We start from the raw sequence: 20260 nt of genomic DNA, 5'->3' as shown, positions 1-20260 counted from the left end.
ACAAGGCCCAGCTTTTTATCTTTTTGCGAGAATAATATCGATATTTTCAATCATTTCATCACGGACTTCTTTAACAGGGATTTCTACAATCACTGAGCCCAAGAAGCCACGTACAACCAAGCGCTCTGCCGTTGCCTTATCAAGACCCCGGCTCATGAGGTAATACATATCCTCTGGATCTACCTGACCGATAGAAGCCGCGTGACCAGCTGTCACATCGTTTTCATCAATTAAGAGGATTGGATTAGCATCTGAGCGTGCTTGATCAGACAGCATAAGAACCCGGCTTTCCTGCTGGGCATCTGCTCCCTTAGCGCCTTTGATAATATGTCCGATACCATTGAAGGTCAGGGTTCCTTTTTCTAGGATAACCCCGTGTTGCAGGATATTTCCGATAGAGTTGCAGCCATAGTTAGTCACGCGGGTGTCAATTCCCTGAACCTGCTTGCCACTTGAGAGCGCCACTACTTTCATATCCGCATGGCTTCCATTACCGTAAAGGTCGCTATCAAAGTCAGCCACGACATTGCCTTCGTTCATAACGCCGATAGCCCAGTCAATCATGGCATCGTTGTCCAGCTTACCGCGACGGCTGATATAAGCCGTTACATTTTCGCCCAAGCGGTCAATAGCTGAAAACTTAATCTGAGCTCCAGCCTGAGCAATGACTTCAACGGTGATATTGGCTGTTACTGGAACAGCTCCTTCACCGTAGGTTTCCAAGCGTTCCAAGTAGTTAACCTTGGAATGCTTGCCCGCGATAATCAAAATATGCTTGTTAAAAGGAACATCGCTTTCGCTGTCCTGATAAAAAATTCCTTCAATCGGCCGATCAATCTCAACATTGTCCGGTACATAAAGAACCGCACCGCTGTTGAAATAGGCAGTATGGTAAGCCGCCAATTTATCCTCGTCATACTTGACTGCGGACATGAAATGCTTCTCTACCAGCTCTGGTATCTCTTCCAAAGCTGTGTGGAAATCTGTGAAGATCACACCTTGCTCTGCTAAATCAGCCGGCAATTGCTCAAGGACAGTTTGGGTTCCCATTTGGATGAACTTGAGATTGTCTCCAAGAGCCGTGAAATCTGGCACATTGGTCAAAGGCTCGCTATCAGAAATCCGTCCGTCTCCCAGATTCCAGCGGTGAAATTTAACCCGCTCAATGACTGGCAAGTCCAGTTGATCAATTTGGTCAAAGGCCTGCTGACGGAGATCAGCCAACCATACTGGTTCTGCGTGAACTTGTGAAAATTCGTGAATCAATTCTTTTGTCATGTCATTCTCCTATCTTTTATCAAAGTCAAAAGAATGTTTGACTAGACTTCTTCAGTATAGTTGAAGCCCAACTCTTCAGCCAATTTGGCATAGCCTTCTTTTTCCAAGCGAACTGCCAATTCTGGACCGCCAGAAAGAACAACTTTCCCCTCCATCATGACATGAACTACGTCTGGAGTGATATAGTTGAGCAGGCGTTGGTAGTGGGTGATGATCATAGCGCCAAAGCCCTTTCCACGCATAGCATTGACCCCTTTAGAAACGACCTTAAGAGCGTCGATATCCAGACCTGAGTCAATCTCATCCAAAAGCGCAAAAGTTGGCTCTAGCATAAGCAACTGCAGGATTTCATTGCGTTTTTTCTCACCACCTGAGAAACCTTCATTGAGGTAGCGCTCAGCCATCTCTTCTTTCATGTTGAGCAGTTCCATCTTTTCATCTAGTTTAGTAATGAAGTCACGGACAGAGATTTTTTCATCGTCTTCCTTACCAGCATTCATGGCCGCACGGAGAAACTCCGCATTAGTAATACCAGGAATTTCACTAGGATACTGCATCGCAAGGAAGAGTCCCATACGAGCCCGTTCATCCACTTCTAGCTCCAAGATATTAACCCCATCAAAAAGCACCTCTCCTTGAGTCACTTCATAGTTAGGATTTCCCATAATGGCTGCAGACAAAGTAGATTTCCCTGTTCCATTTGGACCCATGATCGCTGCAACTTCTCCCGTTTTCAGAGTAAGATTTACCCCTTTGAGAATTTTTTTCCCTTCAATTTCAACATGAAGATCTTTGATTTCTAAGACAGACATTTCTTTTTCCTTTCTTTGCTTAGCTGATTTACATACTTTAGTATACCAAAAAAAAGCCCAAAAGGCTTTTATTTTGTTTAGAACTATTCTTGTTTATGTTTCTTTTGGTATCTCTTCTCTCGAACTTCTTCTCGATAAGAAGAGTTTCCGATAAAGCGCAGAATATTGAGCAGAGGCGTCCTCTGCGGCCCCAGAACCCCTATTAGTTCTACCAAGAGTTCGACACCTAGCAGAAGTCCAATTACGAGGAGGAGTCCACCGATGCGGGTCGATACATTTAACAAGAGGGAAATCATTGAGAAAATCATCGAAATCCCATAGATAACCAGAACTGTTCCCCGATGTGTTAATCCCAAGGACAAGAGCCTATGATGAAGGTGGTGGCGGTCAGGCTGGTAAAATTTCTGACCAGACAAAGTCCGACGAACGATTGCTAAAAAAGTATCGGTAATTGGCACACCCAAGATAATCATAGGTGTGACAATCGCTACTGCCGTCGCATTTTTCAAGCCTTGTAGAGACAGGACCGAAATCATAAAACCGATGAAAAGAGCCCCCGTATCCCCGCCATATATAATGGCTGGATGATAATTGTAAGGAAAGAAGCCAGCAATAGACGCTACTAAGACCAAGATTGTCAAAGTCAGGAATAAATTATGACCCGGTAAGAAAAAGTAGGAAACAATGCCCATGGTTAGCAAGGAAATAATGGAGACCCCGCTGACAAGGCCATCTAAACCATCCATGAGATTGACCGCATTGGTAATAGAGACAATCCAGAGAATGGTCAAAATAAAAGATAGCCAAGGTGGGAAAAAGAGATGAGGACCACCAAAAGGAATCTTAAAATCATCTAGGCGAAAATCCGTCAGCCACCAAATCAGACAGGCAGCCAGCACAATCCCCCCTAACTTCATCAGGGGACTTAATTCTTTAATATCATCGATAAGCCCTGTCAGGGCAACAATCAAGCCCCCCAACACAACCGGCCAAATATAGTCAAAATAAGTCTGTTCAAAAAAAGTGACGCCAACAATCTGCGGCATGAAGACCAAAGTTGCCAAGGTAAAAGCCGCTACAACCGCCAGACCGCCTGCACTCGGCATGGGCTTTTTATTGATTCGTCGAGCATTAGGATAGTCGACTGCATCCATTTTAAAAGCCAAGAGCCGAACGAGGGGAGTCAGCAAAACTCCGACAAAAAATGTCGCTAGCAGCACCAAAATGAACTTCAATGGAAAAGCAATCATAAGCATTCAACTTTCTGCAACTGTTGGATGGCTTCTGTCACCAAAAGCAGACGCCCGTGTTCTTGTAGGACAGAACGTGTAATATCTGTATCCTCAGCAAATTCACGCATTTTAGCCAGTAACCAAGCTGGATAAAGAGCAGGTTGCTCTTCCAAATCTACCAAAATAGTCAGGTAGTAGGCAGAGTCATATTTATAGAGTTCTGACAGGTCTATTGGGTAGTCAACCGTTTTGGCGAAAGAAACTGCACTCTGCAAATCAGTAAATGACAAAATATAGTAGACATAACGGTCTAGATTTTCTTCCCTATCTTCTGAAGAATCTACAGAGGCCTCCTGATCAGCCTCTGCTGCTTCTAAAGATTTGACCGCCTCAAGGTCATCCTTACTCTTTTCAAAGATATTTTTCTCTAAAGTCTTTAAGAACTCATCTGGCGACATCTGGCTGAGCTCATCCATGTCTGGTAGATTTCCCAAATCCTCAAAATTCAAATTCTTATCAATCTTGGATCTCGTCACAAAGACATCCAGCTTGTCTGGCTTAGGTGTCACTCGAAAGCTTAGCATGCCACTGTCTAAAAAGCTTTCCGGCATTTCCAACTCATCCAAAATGGTATAGAAAAATTCTTCTGTTTTTTCTTGGGGAACTAGGAAATCTGCAATTTCCATTCCGTGTTCTTCCAAATCTTCCAACTGGATGGTGATTTTAATCGTCGAATCATTAATCTGTTTCACTTCCATCTCATCAACCTCATACTTTCATAGTCTTTCTATTATACTAAAATTCTAAACTTATTTCAAAAAAATAACTAGTCAAATAAGAAAAGGCTGGGAAAATTTCCCAAGCCTTGATTAGCCAATAATGACCTTAATCAGACCGTAAACCAACAGCAAAACTCCGAGTCCGATCCGATATTTACCAAAGATTGTAAAGTCATGGTTCTTGACATAGTCTGTCAGGAAGCGAATCACATAAAGACTGACTCCGAAGGCCACTCCCATCGCTACCATCAAAAGGAATAATTGGTTGAAGCCTAAAGAATTGCCCTTGATGATAAATTTCAGGATTTTCAGCCCACTTGCACCAAACATGATTGGAATCCCCAAGTAGAAAGTAAACTCTGTCACAACTGGTCGGCTGACACCATTCAAGAGACCACCGACAATGGTCGCACCTGAACGGCTAGTTCCTGGAAAGAGGGACAAGACTTGGAAAAGACCAATATAAAGAGCGGTTTGATAAGGAAGTCTGCTCAATTCTGTAACAGTCGGTTCCACCTGCTCTCGTTTTTCCAGATAGATAAAGGCAGCCCCGTAGATTATCAGCATGATCGCAACGGATACCAGATTATAGAAATGGGCTTCAAACCAATCGTCTAGGAAAAAACCGATGATTGCAGCTGGCAAAGCAGCAACGACTACCTTGGCCCAGAGCTGCCATGTCAGCTGAATTTGACGAGCTGTTTTCCCTGGTTTAAAAGGGTTGAGCTTATCAAAATAAATCACCACAACCGCCAAGATTGCTCCCAGTTGAATGACTACATTGAACATTTCCATGAAGGCTGGATTTTCATTTTTATATTTGATAAAATCTTGAATCAGAATCAAGTGGCCGGTACTCGAAATGGGTAGCCACTCTGTAATTCCTTCAACAATTCCATAAATAATGGACTTTAAAATTTCAATAATAAACATACATAACTCCTAAAACAACTTTAACATTTATTATACCACATATTGGAGGAGAGGAAAAGCTTTCTCAAGGGCTTTAGCAAGCTTTTTATCAAAAGGCTCCGCCACCTCCGCCTCCACCGCCACCAGAGAAGCCACCTCCTGCTCCGCCTCCTGATGAAACCGAGAAATGACTGGCCGTCGAGGCAATGTGTCCATAATTTGAAAAACTATGGGAACTTGCGTAGAAAATAGGATGAAGATTATATTGTAGATAAGTATTCATAGACGCGTTTTCCAAGGAAATCTGACGCAGCTTCATGACCCGACTAACCCGATCCGCATAGCCAAATAGGGTAGCATAGACCAAAAGTCGGTTCCACAGGACAATGCCCTCTACCTCTGTATCGTATAGGCGAGCGATGTAGCGTAGCATATTCGCAAAGCTATTCCAGAGATAGAAATCATGGGCTCCCTCATCGCTCAAGACACCATCCCGCTGATATAGCTGTAAGGCTCTGCCCAGCAGAACGGTCAACATCGAAGCGACAGCTGCAAGCGGAAGATAGGACCAAATAAAACCGTCTAGCTTGATCAAATAGATAAAAAATGTCAAGAGAGACAAGCCAAAAGCAAGGAAACTTGCCATTAGAGCCAACCACAAGAGAAGCTTTTCTCCTCGTTTCAAAGGACGATAGTGATCCAGCAAGTTTAGCTCCCGAATCTCCTTTAATACTTGTTCAGACAAAAGGTTTAAATCAGTTGAAAAGCGATTTTTTATTCGATTGCCCATTTGACGGATTCGCGCTTCATCTGTTGATTTTTTATTTTTATAAAGGTCTTCTGAAATCTGATAAGATTCAAACAAGTCTGCTACAGCTGCCTGTTTATGGTCGCCAAATGCCATCTGTAAGAATTGACCTTCAAACTCTGACAAACCTTTTTTAGAAGTTGGTTTCAAGATTGGCTTGTCTGCAGTTCCTAAAAGCTCGATGTAGCCTCGATCCATCAAATCCAGCAAGGTTGCCTGCACTAGATTTTCAAATTTTAAATGGGCTCGTCCGCCACTGGTAGGATCGACTTCTCTCATATCCACAGCAAAGATATTGGCCGCTACAATGAGAGGAGCCAGATCTTGCGGAGCTTCATAGAGGCGAGCGTCTTTAGGAAAAGCTTGGCTAGGACGAATCTTAATCCGAAAAATCAGATAGAATATCCCCGAAAGCATCAACAAGAACAAGCCCAAAAGAGGCAGATAAACTTCCCCCAAGCGATGATAAAACTGGCTCTTAGCTACAATCTCTTTCTCAACTGCTTGAAAAGTCTGTAGATAGTTGGTTGCTTTTGGATCCTCTGCTGCTTGATGCAGAGCTTGGCGATGCCAATATCCATGCAGTTCAACCTTCTTCCTGCTAGGCAAATGAGATAGCTGTATCCGATAATCACCTCGGTCCCTATTTATAGTGACCGATTGGCCAAAATAACCTGTATGGACATACATGTCCGTTAAGGTCCAAGTTCCCAGGCCCCAAACCTTAATCGTCACATTTTGCAGCTCTTCTTCCCAATCACTGATCGGCGTCCATTTGAGCTCTGCAATATCTTTATGGAGAAACAGAAGATTGGTTAGGTTCCATGTGACTGTTACTTTGACCGTATCACCTTCTTTACCCGCATTGTAAATCTTAACCTCGTAGCCATCTCCTAAATCTGTGACTCGTGGCTCAAAGTCATATTTTACGACTCCATTCGTTTTCACGGAAACTTTTGGATCTGAATCAATAGCAAAGCCTTCTGGCATCTTTCCTGCTGAGCCTAGGGAAACCATCTGGCCATTGTAATCATCATCAAAATGATAAGTCACCTCTTCTGTATAGGTGGCTGTATTATCGGCATGGATCTCCAAATCTCCTTGATACGACTGGATTTGATAGTCTAAAGCTGACACCGTTCCAGCAAAAAATAAACTCAAAAAAAGAAGGAAAATTCCTGACAAGTACCTTTTCATAAACCAAAGTCCTTTTCTAAATCTTTATCCTATTATAGCATTTTTCTCAAGTAAGGGCTTACCAGGATTGAAAAGTCGGATATTTTTCGGTAGAATAGAAAGAACTATTTTAGAAGGACTAGGAGAGAATATGAAAAAATTCATTTTAACCTTATTGACAGCCCTCCTCGTCTGTCTGGGGACCTTTACCGTAGCTCAGGCGGATGATTATCTCAGAATTGGGATGGAAGCGGCCTATGCCCCTTTCAACTGGACCCAAGATGATGATTCGAATGGCGCTGTCAAAATCGAAGGAACAAATCAGTATGCCAACGGCTACGATGTCCAAGTTGCTAAGAAGATTGCTCAGGAAATGGGCAAGGAACCTCTAGTTGTGAAAACTTCTTGGAACGGACTGATTCCAGCCTTGACCTCTGGTAAAATCGATATGATTATCGCTGGTATGAGCCCAACAGCCGAACGGAAAAAAGAAATCGCCTTTTCTAACAGCTACTATACTAGTGAGCCTGTTATGCTGGTTCGAAAAGACGGCAACTACGCTAATGCTAAGACCCTCAAAGATTTCAAAGATGCTAAAATCACCTCTCAGCAAGGTGTCTATCTTTACAATCTGATTTCTCAACTGCCAGGTGCTAAGCAAGAGACCGCCATGGGAGATTTCGCCCAAATGCGTCAAGCTCTAGAATCTGGTGTTATTGACGGTTACATTTCTGAACGTCCCGAAGCTCTGACAGCCGAAGCTGCCAACTCTAAGTTCAAAATGATTCAATTCAAAGAGGGCTTTGAAGTTGGTGAAGAAGATGCCTCCATCGCTGTCGGTATGCGTAAAGACGACAGCCGAATCGAGCAAGCTAATGCAGCTATCGCTAAACTCTCAACAGATGACCAAGTCCAGCTGATGGATCAGATGATTAAAAATCAACCGGTGGACACTGATACTGACGATGCTGAAGACACATTCTTCAATAAAGTTTTTAAGATTTGGAAGGAAAACTGGCCGCAGTTCTTACGCGGAGCTGGTTTGACCTTGCTTATTTCCATCACTGGGACAATCGCTGGCCTCTTCATCGGTTTGTTGATTGGGGTCTATCGGACAGCGCCCATTTCAAAAAATAAGGCTCTAGCCTTCCTGCAAAAACTATTCGGTTGGTTCCTAAATGTTTACATTGAAATCTTCCGTGGTACACCTATGATTGTACAATCCATGGTTATCTACTATGGAACAGCTCAGGCTTTTGGCATTTCGATTGACCGGACAGCTGCAGCCATCTTCATCGTTTCTATCAATACTGGCGCTTACATGAGTGAAATTGTCCGCGGTGGTATCTTTGCCGTTGATAAAGGACAATTCGAAGCGGCTACTGCGCTCGGAATGACCCACGGCCAAACCATGCGCAAGGTCGTCCTGCCACAGGTGATCCGCAATATTCTTCCTGCGACGGGGAATGAATTTGTCATCAATATCAAGGATACATCTGTCCTGAATGTTATCTCCGTGGTGGAGCTCTACTTCTCAGGAAATACCATTGCAACTCAGACCTATCAGTATTTCCAAACCTTCACCATTATCGCAGTTATTTACTTTGTCTTGACCTTTACCGTCACTCGAATCCTACGTTTCATCGAGCAGAAATTTGACACAGATCATTACACAACAGGTGCCAACCAAATGCAGACGGGAGAATTGAAACAATGACCGAAACAATTTTAGAAATTAAAAATCTCAAAAAATCTTATGGGGAGAATCAAGTCTTAAAAGACATTTCTCTGACTGTCCACAAGGGCGAGGTTATCTCCATTATCGGAAGTTCAGGTAGCGGAAAATCAACCTTTCTCCGCTCCATCAACCTCCTAGAAACACCTACTGCTGGCGAAATTCTCTACCGCGGAAAAAATGTCTTGGACGAAAACTACGACCTGACTCACTACCGCGAAAAATTAGGCATGGTATTCCAAAGTTTCAATCTTTTTGAAAATCTCAATGTGCTGGAAAACACCATCGTAGCTCAGACAACCGTGCTCAAAAGAGAGCGTGCTGAAGCAGAAAAGATTGCCAAAGAAAATCTGGAAAAGGTGGGCATGGGAGAGCTCTACTGGCAAGCCAAGCCTAAACAACTCTCAGGTGGACAAAAGCAGCGGGTTGCCATTGCACGTGCGCTTTCCATGAATCCTGATGCCATCCTTTTCGATGAACCAACTTCAGCTCTTGACCCAGAAATGGTTGGCGAAGTCCTGAAAATCATGAAAGAATTGGCTAAAGAGGGCCTGACTATGATTGTCGTGACCCACGAAATGGAATTTGCCCGCGATGTTTCCAGCCGTGTTATCTTTATGGATAAGGGCGTCATCGCAGAAGAAGGCACTCCACAAGAATTCTTTACCAATCCTAAAGAAGAACGAACCAAGGAATTCCTACATCGCTTCTTGAAATAAACAATCAAGCAAACAAACAAGACGGAAAAAGATACATCCGCCTTGTTTTTTTATTCGCAAAATAAAAAAGCGGGTTTCCCCACTTTCCGAAGATTAGTCTTCAAACTTTTCATGATTCTTATCATAGAAGTCAATCAAGCCAAGAGCTGTTTCAAAAGAAATATTCTTTACTTTTGCACGTCCTTGAGCAAGAGCAATAATTGACATTTCACGCGCGTTTGTTTCTTTACTAATACGGTAACCTGTAATTTTTTTGTCACGAACCCATCCAACGACTGACTCTACTTTTTCAAAATTTGATTTAGCCATTTCTTACTCCTCTCTAACTTATTTCGAATACTAATATAATGGTTTTTATACAGTTTGTCAACTTAGAAAAACCAAAACAAACAAATTAAATAATTCTGAATATTCTATATTTATTTAGCTTTGAGGGCTGAAAGGATCTGGGTGCGAATACTCTCCACTCCATCAGGATTTGCTGGAAGGAAGATTGTGTTATTTCCTTGCTTATCTGCAAAATTATTCAAGGTATCTAAATACTGGTTAGTCAAGAGGATGGACATAATCTGTTCTTCTGTCAACTCAACATTGGCGCCTTTAAGCTCCTTAATTGAATCTGCTAAGCCATCTACGATTGCCTTCCGCTGCTCTGCAATACCGACCCCATGAAGACGATCTTTCTCAGCCTCAGCTTCTGCAGCAGTTACAATTTTAATCTTATCTGCTTCTGCCAATTCCTGAGCTGCCACGCGCTTGCGTTGAGCTGCGTTGATTTCGTTCATAGACTGTTTAACTTCTGCATCTGGCTCAACCTTGGTAATCAAGGTCTTGACAATGATGTAGCCATAGGTTGACATTTCTTCTGCCACTTGCTTTTGGACTTCTAGGGCAATTTCGTCCTTCTTTTCAAAGAGCTCGTCCAAGGTCAGCTTAGGAACAGAGGAACGCAGAGCATCTTCGATGTAGGACTTAATCTGCGCTTCTGGCCGCATGAGTTTATAGTAAGCATCTGTAACATTGTGTTCATTTACCCGATACTGGGTCGCCACATTCATGGTCACAAAGACATTATCCTGAGTCTTGGTCTCAACAATAATGTCGCTTTGTAGCAAACGCAACTGAACACGAGCGGCGATTTTGTCAATTCCCAAAGGCAAACGAACATTCATCCCACTTGTACTAGTCTTGTGGTACCGACCAAAACGCTCAATGATGGCAACAGATTGCTGGCGCACGACATAAAGCGAGCTAAATGCCAATAGACCACAAAGAAGAAGAAAAATGAGAAAGAAGAAAAAGAAATTCAGTAACATAAGCGCATCTCCTTAATTTAATATAGTATATTCTAGCACAGTCCTCACTCACTTGCAATTAAAAAGTGGGATTTTGCTAAAATATTTTTAGGATCAGACTAACATGTTGTAAAGCGTTTCATTTCCATTTAGATTGATGAAGGAAGGATCAAAATGCTCGATTCGATTGATCAGACCCGCATAGTCATGTTTATTGGCCAGAGCAATCCCAATCAGGACCGGTCCAGTTCCTTTGCTGGCCCGCTTGATATATTCAAATCGAGTGATGTCATCATTTGGCCCTAAGATATCATTTACAAATTCACGTAAGGCACCTGGCCGCTGCGGGAAATTTACTACAAAATAATGCTTGATGCCATCATAGATGAGAGCGCGCTCTTCCATTTCAGGCATACGGTTAATGTCATTATTTCCTCCCGAAATGATACAGCAGACAGTTTTTCCTTTGATATATTCTCGCAACACTTCCAAGGCTGCTACGCTAGCTGCACCAGCAGGCTCTGCGATGATTCCTTGTTTAGAATAGAGATCAATCAAGGTTTCTGAAATCAAGCCTTCATCAACCCCGATAAGTGTTTCTACATTCTTCTTCGTTGCTTCATAAGTAGAGGCCCCTACCTTTTGGACTGCGATACCGTCCGCAAATTTGTCAATTTCATTGAGTTTGACAGGACCGCCTGCTTCAAAAGCTGCTCTCATACTGCGGGCTCCATTCGCCTCTACCCCAATCACTTCAATTTGTGGCTGGCTTTCCTTGATGTAAGTGGATACTCCTGCGATGAGACCGCCGCCTCCTACTGGTACCAAGACCAAGTCTAAATTGATGGACTCCCGCGCTGTATCTTCTAGGATTTCATAAGCAACCGTTCCCTGGCCTGCTTGAACGTGAGCATCATCAAAAGGATCGATGAAAGTCCGATTTTCCATCCGTGTGAATTCCATAGCCGCCCGAGCAGAAGCATCAAAAGTATCTCCTACTAGCTTAATCGTAACAAAATCGCCACCAAAGAAACGAACCTGTCCAATTTTTTGCTGAGGAGTTGTGATAGGCATAAAAATAGTAGCTGGAATTTTCATTTCATTACAAGTGTATGCGACACCCTGTGCGTGGTTGCCCGCAGAAGCGCAGACAACCCCACGTTCTCGCTCTTCTTTACTCAACTGAGAAATGGCATAATAGGCACCACGTATTTTGAAAGAACGGACACGTTGGGCATTTTCCTTTTTAAGATAAATCTTTGCCCCATACTTCTCTGACAAGTAATGATCATAATCAAGCGGTGTATTGACAACAACATCTTTTAATACCTTATGAGCACGGACGATATCTTTTGCTGTTAACATTCCTTTTCCTTTCCAAATGAGGTAAACAAACTCAGCTGGGATACCAGCTGAGTTTTCCACACAATCTTAGTTGTAGATCTTGAAAGCGTCGTCGTCATTTTTACCAACGAATGGCATTGCTTTACGCAATTCTGCACCGACTTTTTCAATTTCAAGATTAGCTGCTTGTTCACGGTAAGCAGTGAGTTTTGGACGTCCAGCCTTGTAGTCATTTACAAAGTCATTTGCAAATTTACCATTTTGGATATCTGCAAGAACTGCTTTCATGTTTTCTTTGACTTGCTCAGTAATCACACGTGGACCTGATACATAGTCACCATATTCAGCAGTATTTGAAATAGATTGGCGCATTTTCTTGAATCCACCTTCATAGATCAAGTCAACGATGAGTTTCATTTCGTGCAGCACTTCAAAGTAAGCCAATTCTGGAGCATAGCCTGCTTCTGTCAAGACTTCAAAACCTGCTTCGATAAGGGCAGTCAAACCACCACAAAGTACAGCCTGTTCACCAAACAAATCTTCTTCAGTTTCTTCTTTGTAAGTTGTTTCAAGCAAACCAACACGAGCTGCACCAACACCTTTACACCAGTCCATCGCAATGTCTTTGGCATTCCCAGTCGCATCTTGGTAAACCGCGTAAAGAGCTGGAACACCGAAGCCTTCTTCAAAAGTACGACGAACCAAGTGACCAGGACCTTTTGGTGCACACATGAAGACATCTACATCTGCAGGAACTTTGATAAATTCAAAGTGGATATTGAAACCATGAGCAAATCCAACTGCGTTACCAGCTTCCAAGTTAGGAGCGATTTCTGTTTCGTACAATTCTTGTTGAATTTCATCTGGAGCCAAGATCATGATAACATCAGCTAATTTAGCAGCTTCTGCTACTGTGTACGTGTCAAAGCCATCTTCTTTAGCTTTGTCAAATGACTTACCAGGACGAACACCGATAATCACATCATGACCTGTATCACGCAAGTTTTGTGCATGAGCATGGCCTTGTGAACCATAACCGATAACGGCGATCTTTTTACCGTCAAGTGCTGCTACTTTTACATCTTTTTCGTATTCCATTGTTACTGCCATAATGTTTACTCTCTTTTCTATTTTTATTGCCTCTTAGGCGGTTTTAACAAATTTAAGCCGGATTTTATACTCACTGAAAATCAAAGTTCAAACTAGGAAGCTAGACACAGGCTGTACTTGGGTACGGCAAGGCGAAGCTGACGTGGTTTGAAGAGATTTTCGAAGAGTATTAATCACGGGTAAAGCCAGTTGCTCCAGTCCGTGCGATATTGCGAATGCCGTAAGGACGGATGACTCGTAAGAGCGCTTCGCTCTTTTCTGCATCGCCCGTCATCTGGATAGTGATCGAGCTTGGCGCCACATCGACTACCGTTGCCCGGAAAGGCTGGATAATGGCCAAGATTTCTGCACGCTTAGCAACCGGTGCTGATGCCTTGATCAAAATAACTTCTCGCTCTAGGTGAGGATGATCTGTAATATCTCGCACCCGAATCACATCAATCTGGCGATTAAGCTGCTTGATAATCTGCTCCACTTCATTGAGGGAATTTACATCAATGATAATGGTGATCCGAGAAACATTTTCATCCTCAGTCGCACCGACAGAAATACTTTCGATATTGACCTGACGTCTGGAAAGCACACCAGTGAAGCGATTCAGAACACCCGAACGATTCTGGAGTTTAGCTGTCAACATTCTACGCATGGAACTTCACCCCCAACATCTCATGATTGCTCTTGCCAGCTGGCACCATTGGAAGCACATGCTCCTTGCGGGAAATATCTACCTCGATAAACATCGGTATATCTTCCTTCAGGACTTCTAAATTCTGAGCAATGGTCTCTGGATTATCAAATTTATAAGATTTGACACCATAAGCCTGAGCCATTAGCTGAAAATCTGGCAAACTGTCAAAGACTGACTCGGAGGTACGCCCATCATAGAAGGCTTCCTGCCACTGGCGAACCATACCTAGCGAATGATTATTGAGCATGATGACCTTAATCGGAATCTTGTAGATATTAAGGATGGCCATTTCTTGATTGGTCATCTGGTAGCCGCCATCTCCAACAAAGAGAACCACTTCCTTATCTGGATTGGCAATCTTGGCCCCAATCGCTGCTGGAACACCAAAGCCCATGGTTCCAAGACCACCAGACGTAACTAACTGACGTTCGTTTCGATAAGGATAATACTGGGCTGTCCACATTTGGTGCTGGCCAACGTCCGTGACCACAATGGCGTCTCCCTTGGTCAACTCACCCACGCGCTCAATAACAGCCTGAGGTTGTACGACACGCTCTTTCTTATCATAGGAGCGCACCCGCTCCTTGTCTCGTGTCACCTTTTCAATCCACTTGCTGGTATTGTTGTGCACCTGTTCTTCTTCAAGCAACATTTGCAAAGCTTTCTTGGCATCTCCTACAATAGGAATATCCACGCTGATGATCTTACCAATTTCTGCTGGATCGATATCAATGTGAGCCACCTTAGCACTTTTAGCAAAGGTCTTAGGATTACCAGTCAGACGATCATCAAAACGACAACCAATGCTAATCATGAAGTCTGCTTCCGTCATCGCAATATTAGCCGCGAAAGAACCATGCATGCCACCCATACCTAAGAACAAAGGATGATCTGTCGCAATCGTTCCCTGACCCAACAATGAGGTCACTACTGGAATCTGATACCGCTCTGCAAAAGCAACCATCTCCGCTGCTGCCCCTGCATAGCTAATACCACCACCAGAAAGAAGAACAGGTTTTTTAGCCTTGGAAAGCTGTTTAAGAATCTTCTTAATCTGTAACTCATTAGGCTCAATTGTTGGTTGATAACTTGGTAGATGCAACTGAGTGTCATAGATAAAGTCCGTATCCAGCGCTGAGACATCCTTTGGCAAATCAATGACGACTGGCCCCGGACGACCTGTGGTCGCAATATGAATGGCCTCCGTAATAATTCTTGGTATGTCTGCCGTCTCCCGTACCTGATAATTGTACTTAGTGATGGGAGTAGTAATACCGACAATGTCGGCTTCTTGAAAGGCATCCTTACCAATACCTGGCGTCGCTACCTGACCAGTAAACACCAAAAGGGGAACACTGTCACTCATCGCATCGGCGATCCCAGTAATGGCATTGGTTGCCCCTGGACCACTGGTTACAACGGCCACACCAATTTTCCCAGTAGACTTGGCGTAGCCTTCTGCTTCATGAACACACCCCTGCTCATGGCGACCAAGAATATGGCGGATACCTTTAAAGCTATAAATAGCATCATAGAGGGGCAAGACTGCACCACCAGGATAGCCAAAAATAGTATCAACACCAAGATTCTTCAAGGTTTCCAAGACCAGCTGCGAGCCGGACTTAGGAGTTTCTAATTGGATTCTTTCCATATTTCCCCTTTCATTTATTTACAATTTTCTAAAAATTCAAAAAGCTTTCTACTATGATAACATTTTTGAAAAAAATTGCAAGTATCGCGGATGTTTTTTTTCATTCTGATTGAAAAAGATAAGAAAATCCCGCTAAATCCGAATGTAGCGAGATAATTATTTTATATCCATCCTTGTTCTTGAGCAATCCGGACAGCTTCCGTACGATTGTCAGCTGCTAGCTTGGTCAGGATAGCCGACATATAGTTACGAATAGTTCCATTTGATAAATAGAGTTTTTCAGCAATTTCTTTATTAGAAAGCCCAGTTGCTGCTGCCTCTAAGACTAGAAGCTCCTGATGAGAGAGGGGATTTTTATGAGTCATCAGCACTACCATAAGTTCAGGTGAATATTCTTTTTGTCCAGCCAAGACAGTATGAATGGTCTTCATCAGGTCAGCAATGCTACGTTCCTTGAGTACATAGGCATCAACATCTGCCTTGACAGCCCTCTCAAAATAGCCTGGACGCTTAAAAGTTGTCACAATGATAACCTTGACAGCTGGCTGATGCTCCTTCACCCATTCTAGAACATCCAGCCCTGTCTGATAGGGCATTTCTACATCCAAGATAGCCACATCGACTGGATTGGTCTTGAGCAGCTCCATAGCTTCACGACCGTCTGCCGCTTGAGAAACACTAGCAACATCCGGCTGCAACTGCAAGAGCTGGCTAAGGGCATCCCGCAGCATACTCTGGTCTTCTGCTAATAATAACTTCATCGCTCGTCTCCTCTAATCCTATATGGCAAGCGCACGAGAATAATGGTTGGCTTGTGATTGCTGATGACCTCCACGCTACCATCAAGCCCCTCCAAGCGCTCACGTACCGAATGCAAGTCTTGGCCCGTCACTTGCTTAAAGCCTCGGCCGTCATCTTCAACTTCCAATATTAAATCTCTATCCTGACTATACAAATCAATTCTGGATTTCTTGGCCTCCGCATGCTTGATAATATTGGTTGCTAATTCCAACAAAATCATACTAATGGTAAACTGCATTTCCGTAGGGATGCTGGCAACATTGAGCTGATTATGAAGCTCCAAGTCAATATCGCTCATTTCCAGCATGGTTCGGATTGTTGCTAATTCTTCATCCAGTGTCCGCGTCTTGAGATTGTCTACAATCCGTCGAACATCAGCCATGGCCTGCTTACTGATCCGTCGCACTTCTTCCATCTCTTTCTCCGCCTGCTCGTAGGCCTCCATTTGCAGGAATTGCTGGGCCAGCTCCGTCTTGACACTAAGCATGGCAAAGGTATGTCCCAGACTATCGTGTAAATCCCGTCCAATTCGATTACGCTCATTTTCCGCTAGAAAGAGATTGAGCTGGGCATTTTGCTTACTTTTTTCTTCCTTGAGCTGTTCAGCGACTTGGATACGGTGCAGACCCAGGGTCAAGAAATCCGAAAAGAGGAAAGTCGTCAAGAAAAAGATCAGATAGCCGGTGCTCAATTGATGTTGAAGATACACCCCGACCAGAAGGGCCGGTTGGACAGCTAAGAAACTCCAAAAGCGCCAAGATTTAAGGGAAATATTATTGTAATGATAAACAAGAAGATTGGACAAATAAAAAATATACCACACAAAGCCCACATTCAGCCAAATGGAAGTATAAAAAATGTAAGCAAGCATGCCCCACCAGGACAGAGCCTGGTAGAAAGGCTTTTTCTCTGTGAGGATGGTGTAATAGGCCCCTATAAACAATGCTGTCCAAAGCAAAGTCAAAAGCGGGTATTCACCGCTAATGACACCCGCTATTGGAAAGATGATGAAGACCAGAGAAATATGAAACATATGATGTATGTTTTTGAACTTTTCCCACATATAATTATTTAACCTCAATCCGTTTTTTGAGCTGAAGGACCAAAATGCTAAAGAAAATGGTGTAGGCTAGGACGATTAGCATGGCAGAGACATTCCAGTCATGGTGTTCCAAATAGGCAGAAACCACCTGCATGAGCTGATAGCTTGGCGTTAACTTGCCGATAGATTGCAACCAGTCTGGAAACATAGTCAGCGGAAACCAAAGCCCACCCAAGACTGCTAAAGCCATATAAACGATATTGCCCACAACAGACATGAGCTGGGCACTGGGCAGGAGACTAACCAAGACGCCCATGGCGATAAAGACCATACTGCCAACCAAAAGAATTAGGGCAATCACGAACCAGTCCATCATGGGCACATTGACTCCACGAACGAAATGTCCGACAGAGAAGACCACGATAATGGAAAGCAGAAAGGTCAGTAAAGTACTAAAAAGCTTTGATATATAATATTCTACCATAGAAACGGGCGAATGCTGAATCAATTTTTGCCAGTTATTGGTCTTGTCCGACTGCAAGGTGCTAGGAATGCTAAAAAAGGCACTAGACATGATACTAAAAAGTGTCATAGAAAAGAGATAGGTTCGGAGCACAAGCGCCGGTACATCAGAACCTGACATCATTCCTGAAAAGATCAGATAAAACACGCTGGGCAGACCGATAGAGAGCAGGTAGTAAGCCGCCTGCCGCTTCATCAAAATCAACTCCATTTTCATTAAACTAACCATATTTTTCATGATGCTGCTCCTTTACTCTTGTGTCGTCTCAAAAATACTATCCAGCAGGGTGCGATTGCGGACTTCGATTTCTTCAATCGTACAGCCATGCTCCTGCAGAATTTGCCAGACCTGACTGGCATCCTTGGTCGCAAAGGATAGGGCCTTTTGCTTGATTTCAATCTCTGTCACACCAGCTATCTTTTCCACGATTTCTTTATAGGAAAGGGGCAGGGTGAAGTGTTTTTCCTGCTCTTCCTTGCGCATGGCATAAGGCGTGGTATCGCGGATGAGCTCTCCCTTATGAAGCACCAAAATCCTGTCAGCCGTATGCTCCACTTCTTCAATGTAGTGGGAAGAATAGACAATGGTCACGCCTTGCTTCTTGAGCTGATCCACAATTTCCCAGAAATGCTGGCGGGTCGAGGTGTCCATGGCCGAAGTCGGCTCATCCAAGAAGAGGATCTTTGGACGGCCAATCAAGGCTAAAATAAAGGAGAAGAGGCGTTTTTGACCACCAGAGAGCTTGGCAGCCAACTGGTTCTTTTGCTTGTCAGAAAAGCCCAACAAGGAATCGATTTCCTCTTCAGTCAGGCTATTAGGATAGATGGCTCGAAAGAAAGAGAGGAGTTCCTTGACTTTCAAATCCCCCACCACTGTATTTTCCTGAGGCAAAATGGCAACCATCTCTTTCAAACGATTATCCGTTGGCTTTAAGCCCTGAACCAGGGCTTGGCCAGAAGTCAAGAATTTATCGCCTAGGAGACAGTCCATCAGAGTTGTTTTACCAGCTCCGTTGGGGCCAATCAAAGCCACACAATCCCCTTCTTCAATGTCAAAGGAAATGTGACGCAAGATTTCCTTCCCCCGAATGCTTTTAGATAGCTTTTTCACTTCAATCAATTTCATGATCTTCCTCCTTAATAAAATCATAGATGAGCGGCCAGATGACAAAGACAACTAGAATCACTCCCCCTACTCCTATATAAAATTGCTGGGGTAGAAATTCTAACAGAAAACCCGGTATCATTTGAAAACACCATACACCCATTGCAACTCCAATGAATAAGATGGACAAGTACTTTTTCATTTCTACTTTCCCCTTTTGCTTAACTTAGCCACTTCCTTTAGAACATAGCTAGCCAGCCCCAAGCTAGCAAAAATCTCCCAAGGAAAGCGGTAAAGACTTGCTCCGCTTATTCTTGCCAACTGATAAAACATCATCCCAACAAGACTCAAGACTGCTACTTTTATCAACCATATTTTCATGTGACTACTCCCTATTTCTTCATTTCTTACTTGTATTATAAAACTTCCTGCATCTTCCGACTAGATGATTTTGTCACTAGACCATATGACAAATGTCATGGTTTCTAGACAGCAAAAAAAGACGAGATAACTCGCCTTTATACACTCTTATTCTTCTTTCAAGCCGCCTAACTTCATGCCTAAAATAAACATTGAAGGAGAGGCGTCTTTTATGTCATTAAGTCCCAATTCTTTAAAGAAAGATAGACTTGCTGCTTTCGCTACATCCATTTTCTCAAAATCCAGATCAACTATGGCCTGTAATTTCTTATCAGCTGTTACGGAGTATTCAATCGTCACTCCTTCCATATTCTTAGCTTCCACGTAGTTTGGTTCTGATTCCATTCCTTCTCGAATGATAGCGGTCATTTCCTCTGGGCTCATAGTAGCTGCAGCACCACTGGCTTCTTCTGGCAAATTACTCAACAGCTCCATTCGAAGTTTCAAGAGTTTATCTCCTCGATAGGTCACCGTATCACGATGATGGATACCTTTGAGGTCTCCGACCAAGGTTTTGGAGACAATAGCTGTATTTTCAGAAGAAGCACTCGTAGAAGATTCACTTGAGCTTGAGCTAGAACTTGTTTTAGCAACTTTTGATTCAGCTGGAACTTTCGGACGATGCTTGCCAGATTTTGGAAATACGCAACCTGTCAATAACACAGAAGCAGAAATAACAAGAATAAATAACTTTTTCATAGTACACCTTTTCTTTTTATTTTTTCCAGTATACCATAATACCATTATCTTGTCTAAATCTTACATATAAAAAAATCAAAGAGGCTGGGGCAAAAGTCCTAGCCTCTCAATTGTCTTTGGATTGTCGAGCAA

The 20260-nt window shown here is 43.2% G+C and carries 20 protein-coding genes; 2 read left to right on the top strand and 18 right to left on the bottom strand.

Annotated elements, in window-relative coordinates; translation table 11 throughout:
• Nucleotides 1-15: 15 nt before the first annotated feature.
• The 6 genes from sufD to A0765_RS05040 form a co-directional block, all read right to left on the bottom strand.
• Nucleotides 16-1278, bottom strand: coding sequence for a Fe-S cluster assembly protein SufD (sufD, locus tag A0765_RS05065; protein WP_062005037.1), 1263 nt, complete (start codon nt 1276-1278; stop codon nt 16-18).
• 41 nt (nt 1279-1319) lie between these two features.
• A complete protein-coding gene (gene sufC, locus A0765_RS05060; protein ID WP_062005035.1) occupies nt 1320-2090 on the bottom strand; it encodes a Fe-S cluster assembly ATPase SufC in 771 nt (256 codons plus the stop codon).
• Between the two features lie 83 nt (nt 2091-2173).
• On the bottom strand, nt 2174-3346 hold the full coding sequence (locus tag A0765_RS05055) for a glycosyltransferase family 4 protein (RefSeq protein ID WP_062005033.1): 1173 nt from the start codon (nt 3344-3346) through the stop codon (nt 2174-2176).
• Nucleotides 3337-4080 (bottom strand): adaptor protein MecA, encoded by a 744-nt coding sequence (gene mecA / locus A0765_RS05050; protein WP_062005031.1) that lies wholly within the window; start codon nt 4078-4080, stop codon nt 3337-3339. Before mecA ends, A0765_RS05055 begins: the two co-directional genes overlap by 10 nt.
• Nucleotides 4081-4191: 111 nt before the next feature.
• Nucleotides 4192-5034, bottom strand: coding sequence for an undecaprenyl-diphosphate phosphatase (locus A0765_RS05045; protein ID WP_062005029.1), 843 nt, complete (start codon nt 5032-5034; stop codon nt 4192-4194).
• A gap of 88 nt (nt 5035-5122) precedes the next feature.
• A complete protein-coding gene (locus tag A0765_RS05040; protein ID WP_257000816.1) occupies nt 5123-6982 on the bottom strand; it encodes a DUF2207 domain-containing protein in 1860 nt (619 codons plus the stop codon).
• 166 nt (nt 6983-7148) lie between these two features.
• Here A0765_RS05040 and A0765_RS05035 point away from each other — a divergent pair, with 166 nt between their 5' ends.
• Entirely contained in the window at nt 7149-8714 is a 1566-nt protein-coding gene (locus tag A0765_RS05035) for an ABC transporter substrate-binding protein/permease (RefSeq protein WP_062005025.1), read from the top strand.
• Entirely contained in the window at nt 8711-9451 is a 741-nt protein-coding gene (locus A0765_RS05030; RefSeq protein WP_005591761.1) for an amino acid ABC transporter ATP-binding protein, read from the top strand. Before A0765_RS05035 ends, A0765_RS05030 begins: the two co-directional genes overlap by 4 nt.
• Nucleotides 9452-9544: 93 nt before the next feature.
• Here the strand turns inward: A0765_RS05030 and A0765_RS05025 are convergent, their stop codons facing one another.
• From A0765_RS05025 to A0765_RS04970, 12 genes are all read right to left on the bottom strand, one after another.
• Entirely contained in the window at nt 9545-9760 is a 216-nt protein-coding gene (locus tag A0765_RS05025; protein ID WP_001130035.1) for a capsule biosynthesis transcriptional regulator, read from the bottom strand.
• Nucleotides 9761-9870: 110 nt separating this feature from the next.
• Nucleotides 9871-10767, bottom strand: a complete 897-nt coding sequence (locus A0765_RS05020) for an SPFH domain-containing protein (RefSeq protein ID WP_005591760.1) — start codon at nt 10765-10767, stop codon at nt 9871-9873.
• Between the two features lie 93 nt (nt 10768-10860).
• Complete coding sequence (gene ilvA / locus A0765_RS05015; protein WP_062005023.1) at nt 10861-12111, bottom strand: threonine ammonia-lyase IlvA; 1251 nt, start codon at nt 12109-12111, stop codon at nt 10861-10863.
• Between the two features lie 66 nt (nt 12112-12177).
• Nucleotides 12178-13200: a ketol-acid reductoisomerase gene (gene ilvC, locus A0765_RS05010; RefSeq protein WP_005591758.1), complete on the bottom strand. Its 1023-nt coding sequence runs from the start codon at nt 13198-13200 to the stop codon at nt 12178-12180.
• Nucleotides 13201-13369: 169 nt separating this feature from the next.
• Nucleotides 13370-13846, bottom strand: coding sequence for an acetolactate synthase small subunit (ilvN, locus tag A0765_RS05005; RefSeq protein WP_062005020.1), 477 nt, complete (start codon nt 13844-13846; stop codon nt 13370-13372).
• A complete protein-coding gene (locus tag A0765_RS05000) occupies nt 13839-15539 on the bottom strand; it encodes an acetolactate synthase large subunit (RefSeq protein ID WP_062005018.1) in 1701 nt (566 codons plus the stop codon). The genes ilvN and A0765_RS05000 overlap by 8 nt, the downstream gene beginning before the upstream one ends.
• Nucleotides 15540-15700: 161 nt before the next feature.
• Nucleotides 15701-16300, bottom strand: coding sequence for a response regulator transcription factor (locus A0765_RS04995; RefSeq protein ID WP_062005016.1), 600 nt, complete (start codon nt 16298-16300; stop codon nt 15701-15703).
• A complete protein-coding gene (locus A0765_RS04990) occupies nt 16297-17403 on the bottom strand; it encodes a sensor histidine kinase (protein ID WP_062005014.1) in 1107 nt (368 codons plus the stop codon). Before A0765_RS04990 ends, A0765_RS04995 begins: the two co-directional genes overlap by 4 nt.
• Before the next feature lie 4 nt (nt 17404-17407).
• Nucleotides 17408-18142, bottom strand: coding sequence for an ABC transporter permease (locus A0765_RS04985; protein WP_062005012.1), 735 nt, complete (start codon nt 18140-18142; stop codon nt 17408-17410).
• 12 nt (nt 18143-18154) lie between these two features.
• Complete coding sequence (locus A0765_RS04980; protein WP_062005011.1) at nt 18155-19030, bottom strand: ABC transporter ATP-binding protein; 876 nt, start codon at nt 19028-19030, stop codon at nt 18155-18157.
• A gap of 183 nt (nt 19031-19213) precedes the next feature.
• Nucleotides 19214-19390: a hypothetical protein gene (locus A0765_RS10455; RefSeq protein ID WP_179856145.1), complete on the bottom strand. Its 177-nt coding sequence runs from the start codon at nt 19388-19390 to the stop codon at nt 19214-19216.
• Between the two features lie 147 nt (nt 19391-19537).
• Entirely contained in the window at nt 19538-20128 is a 591-nt protein-coding gene (locus tag A0765_RS04970) for an SP0191 family lipoprotein (RefSeq protein WP_062005007.1), read from the bottom strand.
• Between the last annotated feature and the right edge of the window lie 132 nt (nt 20129-20260).

The organism is Streptococcus cristatus (assembly GCF_001588905.1).
GTDB classification, from domain to species: domain Bacteria; phylum Bacillota; class Bacilli; order Lactobacillales; family Streptococcaceae; genus Streptococcus; species Streptococcus cristatus_N.
The sequence above is the reverse complement of the archived record's forward strand: the minus strand, read 5'-3'. Positions and strand labels throughout refer to the sequence as shown.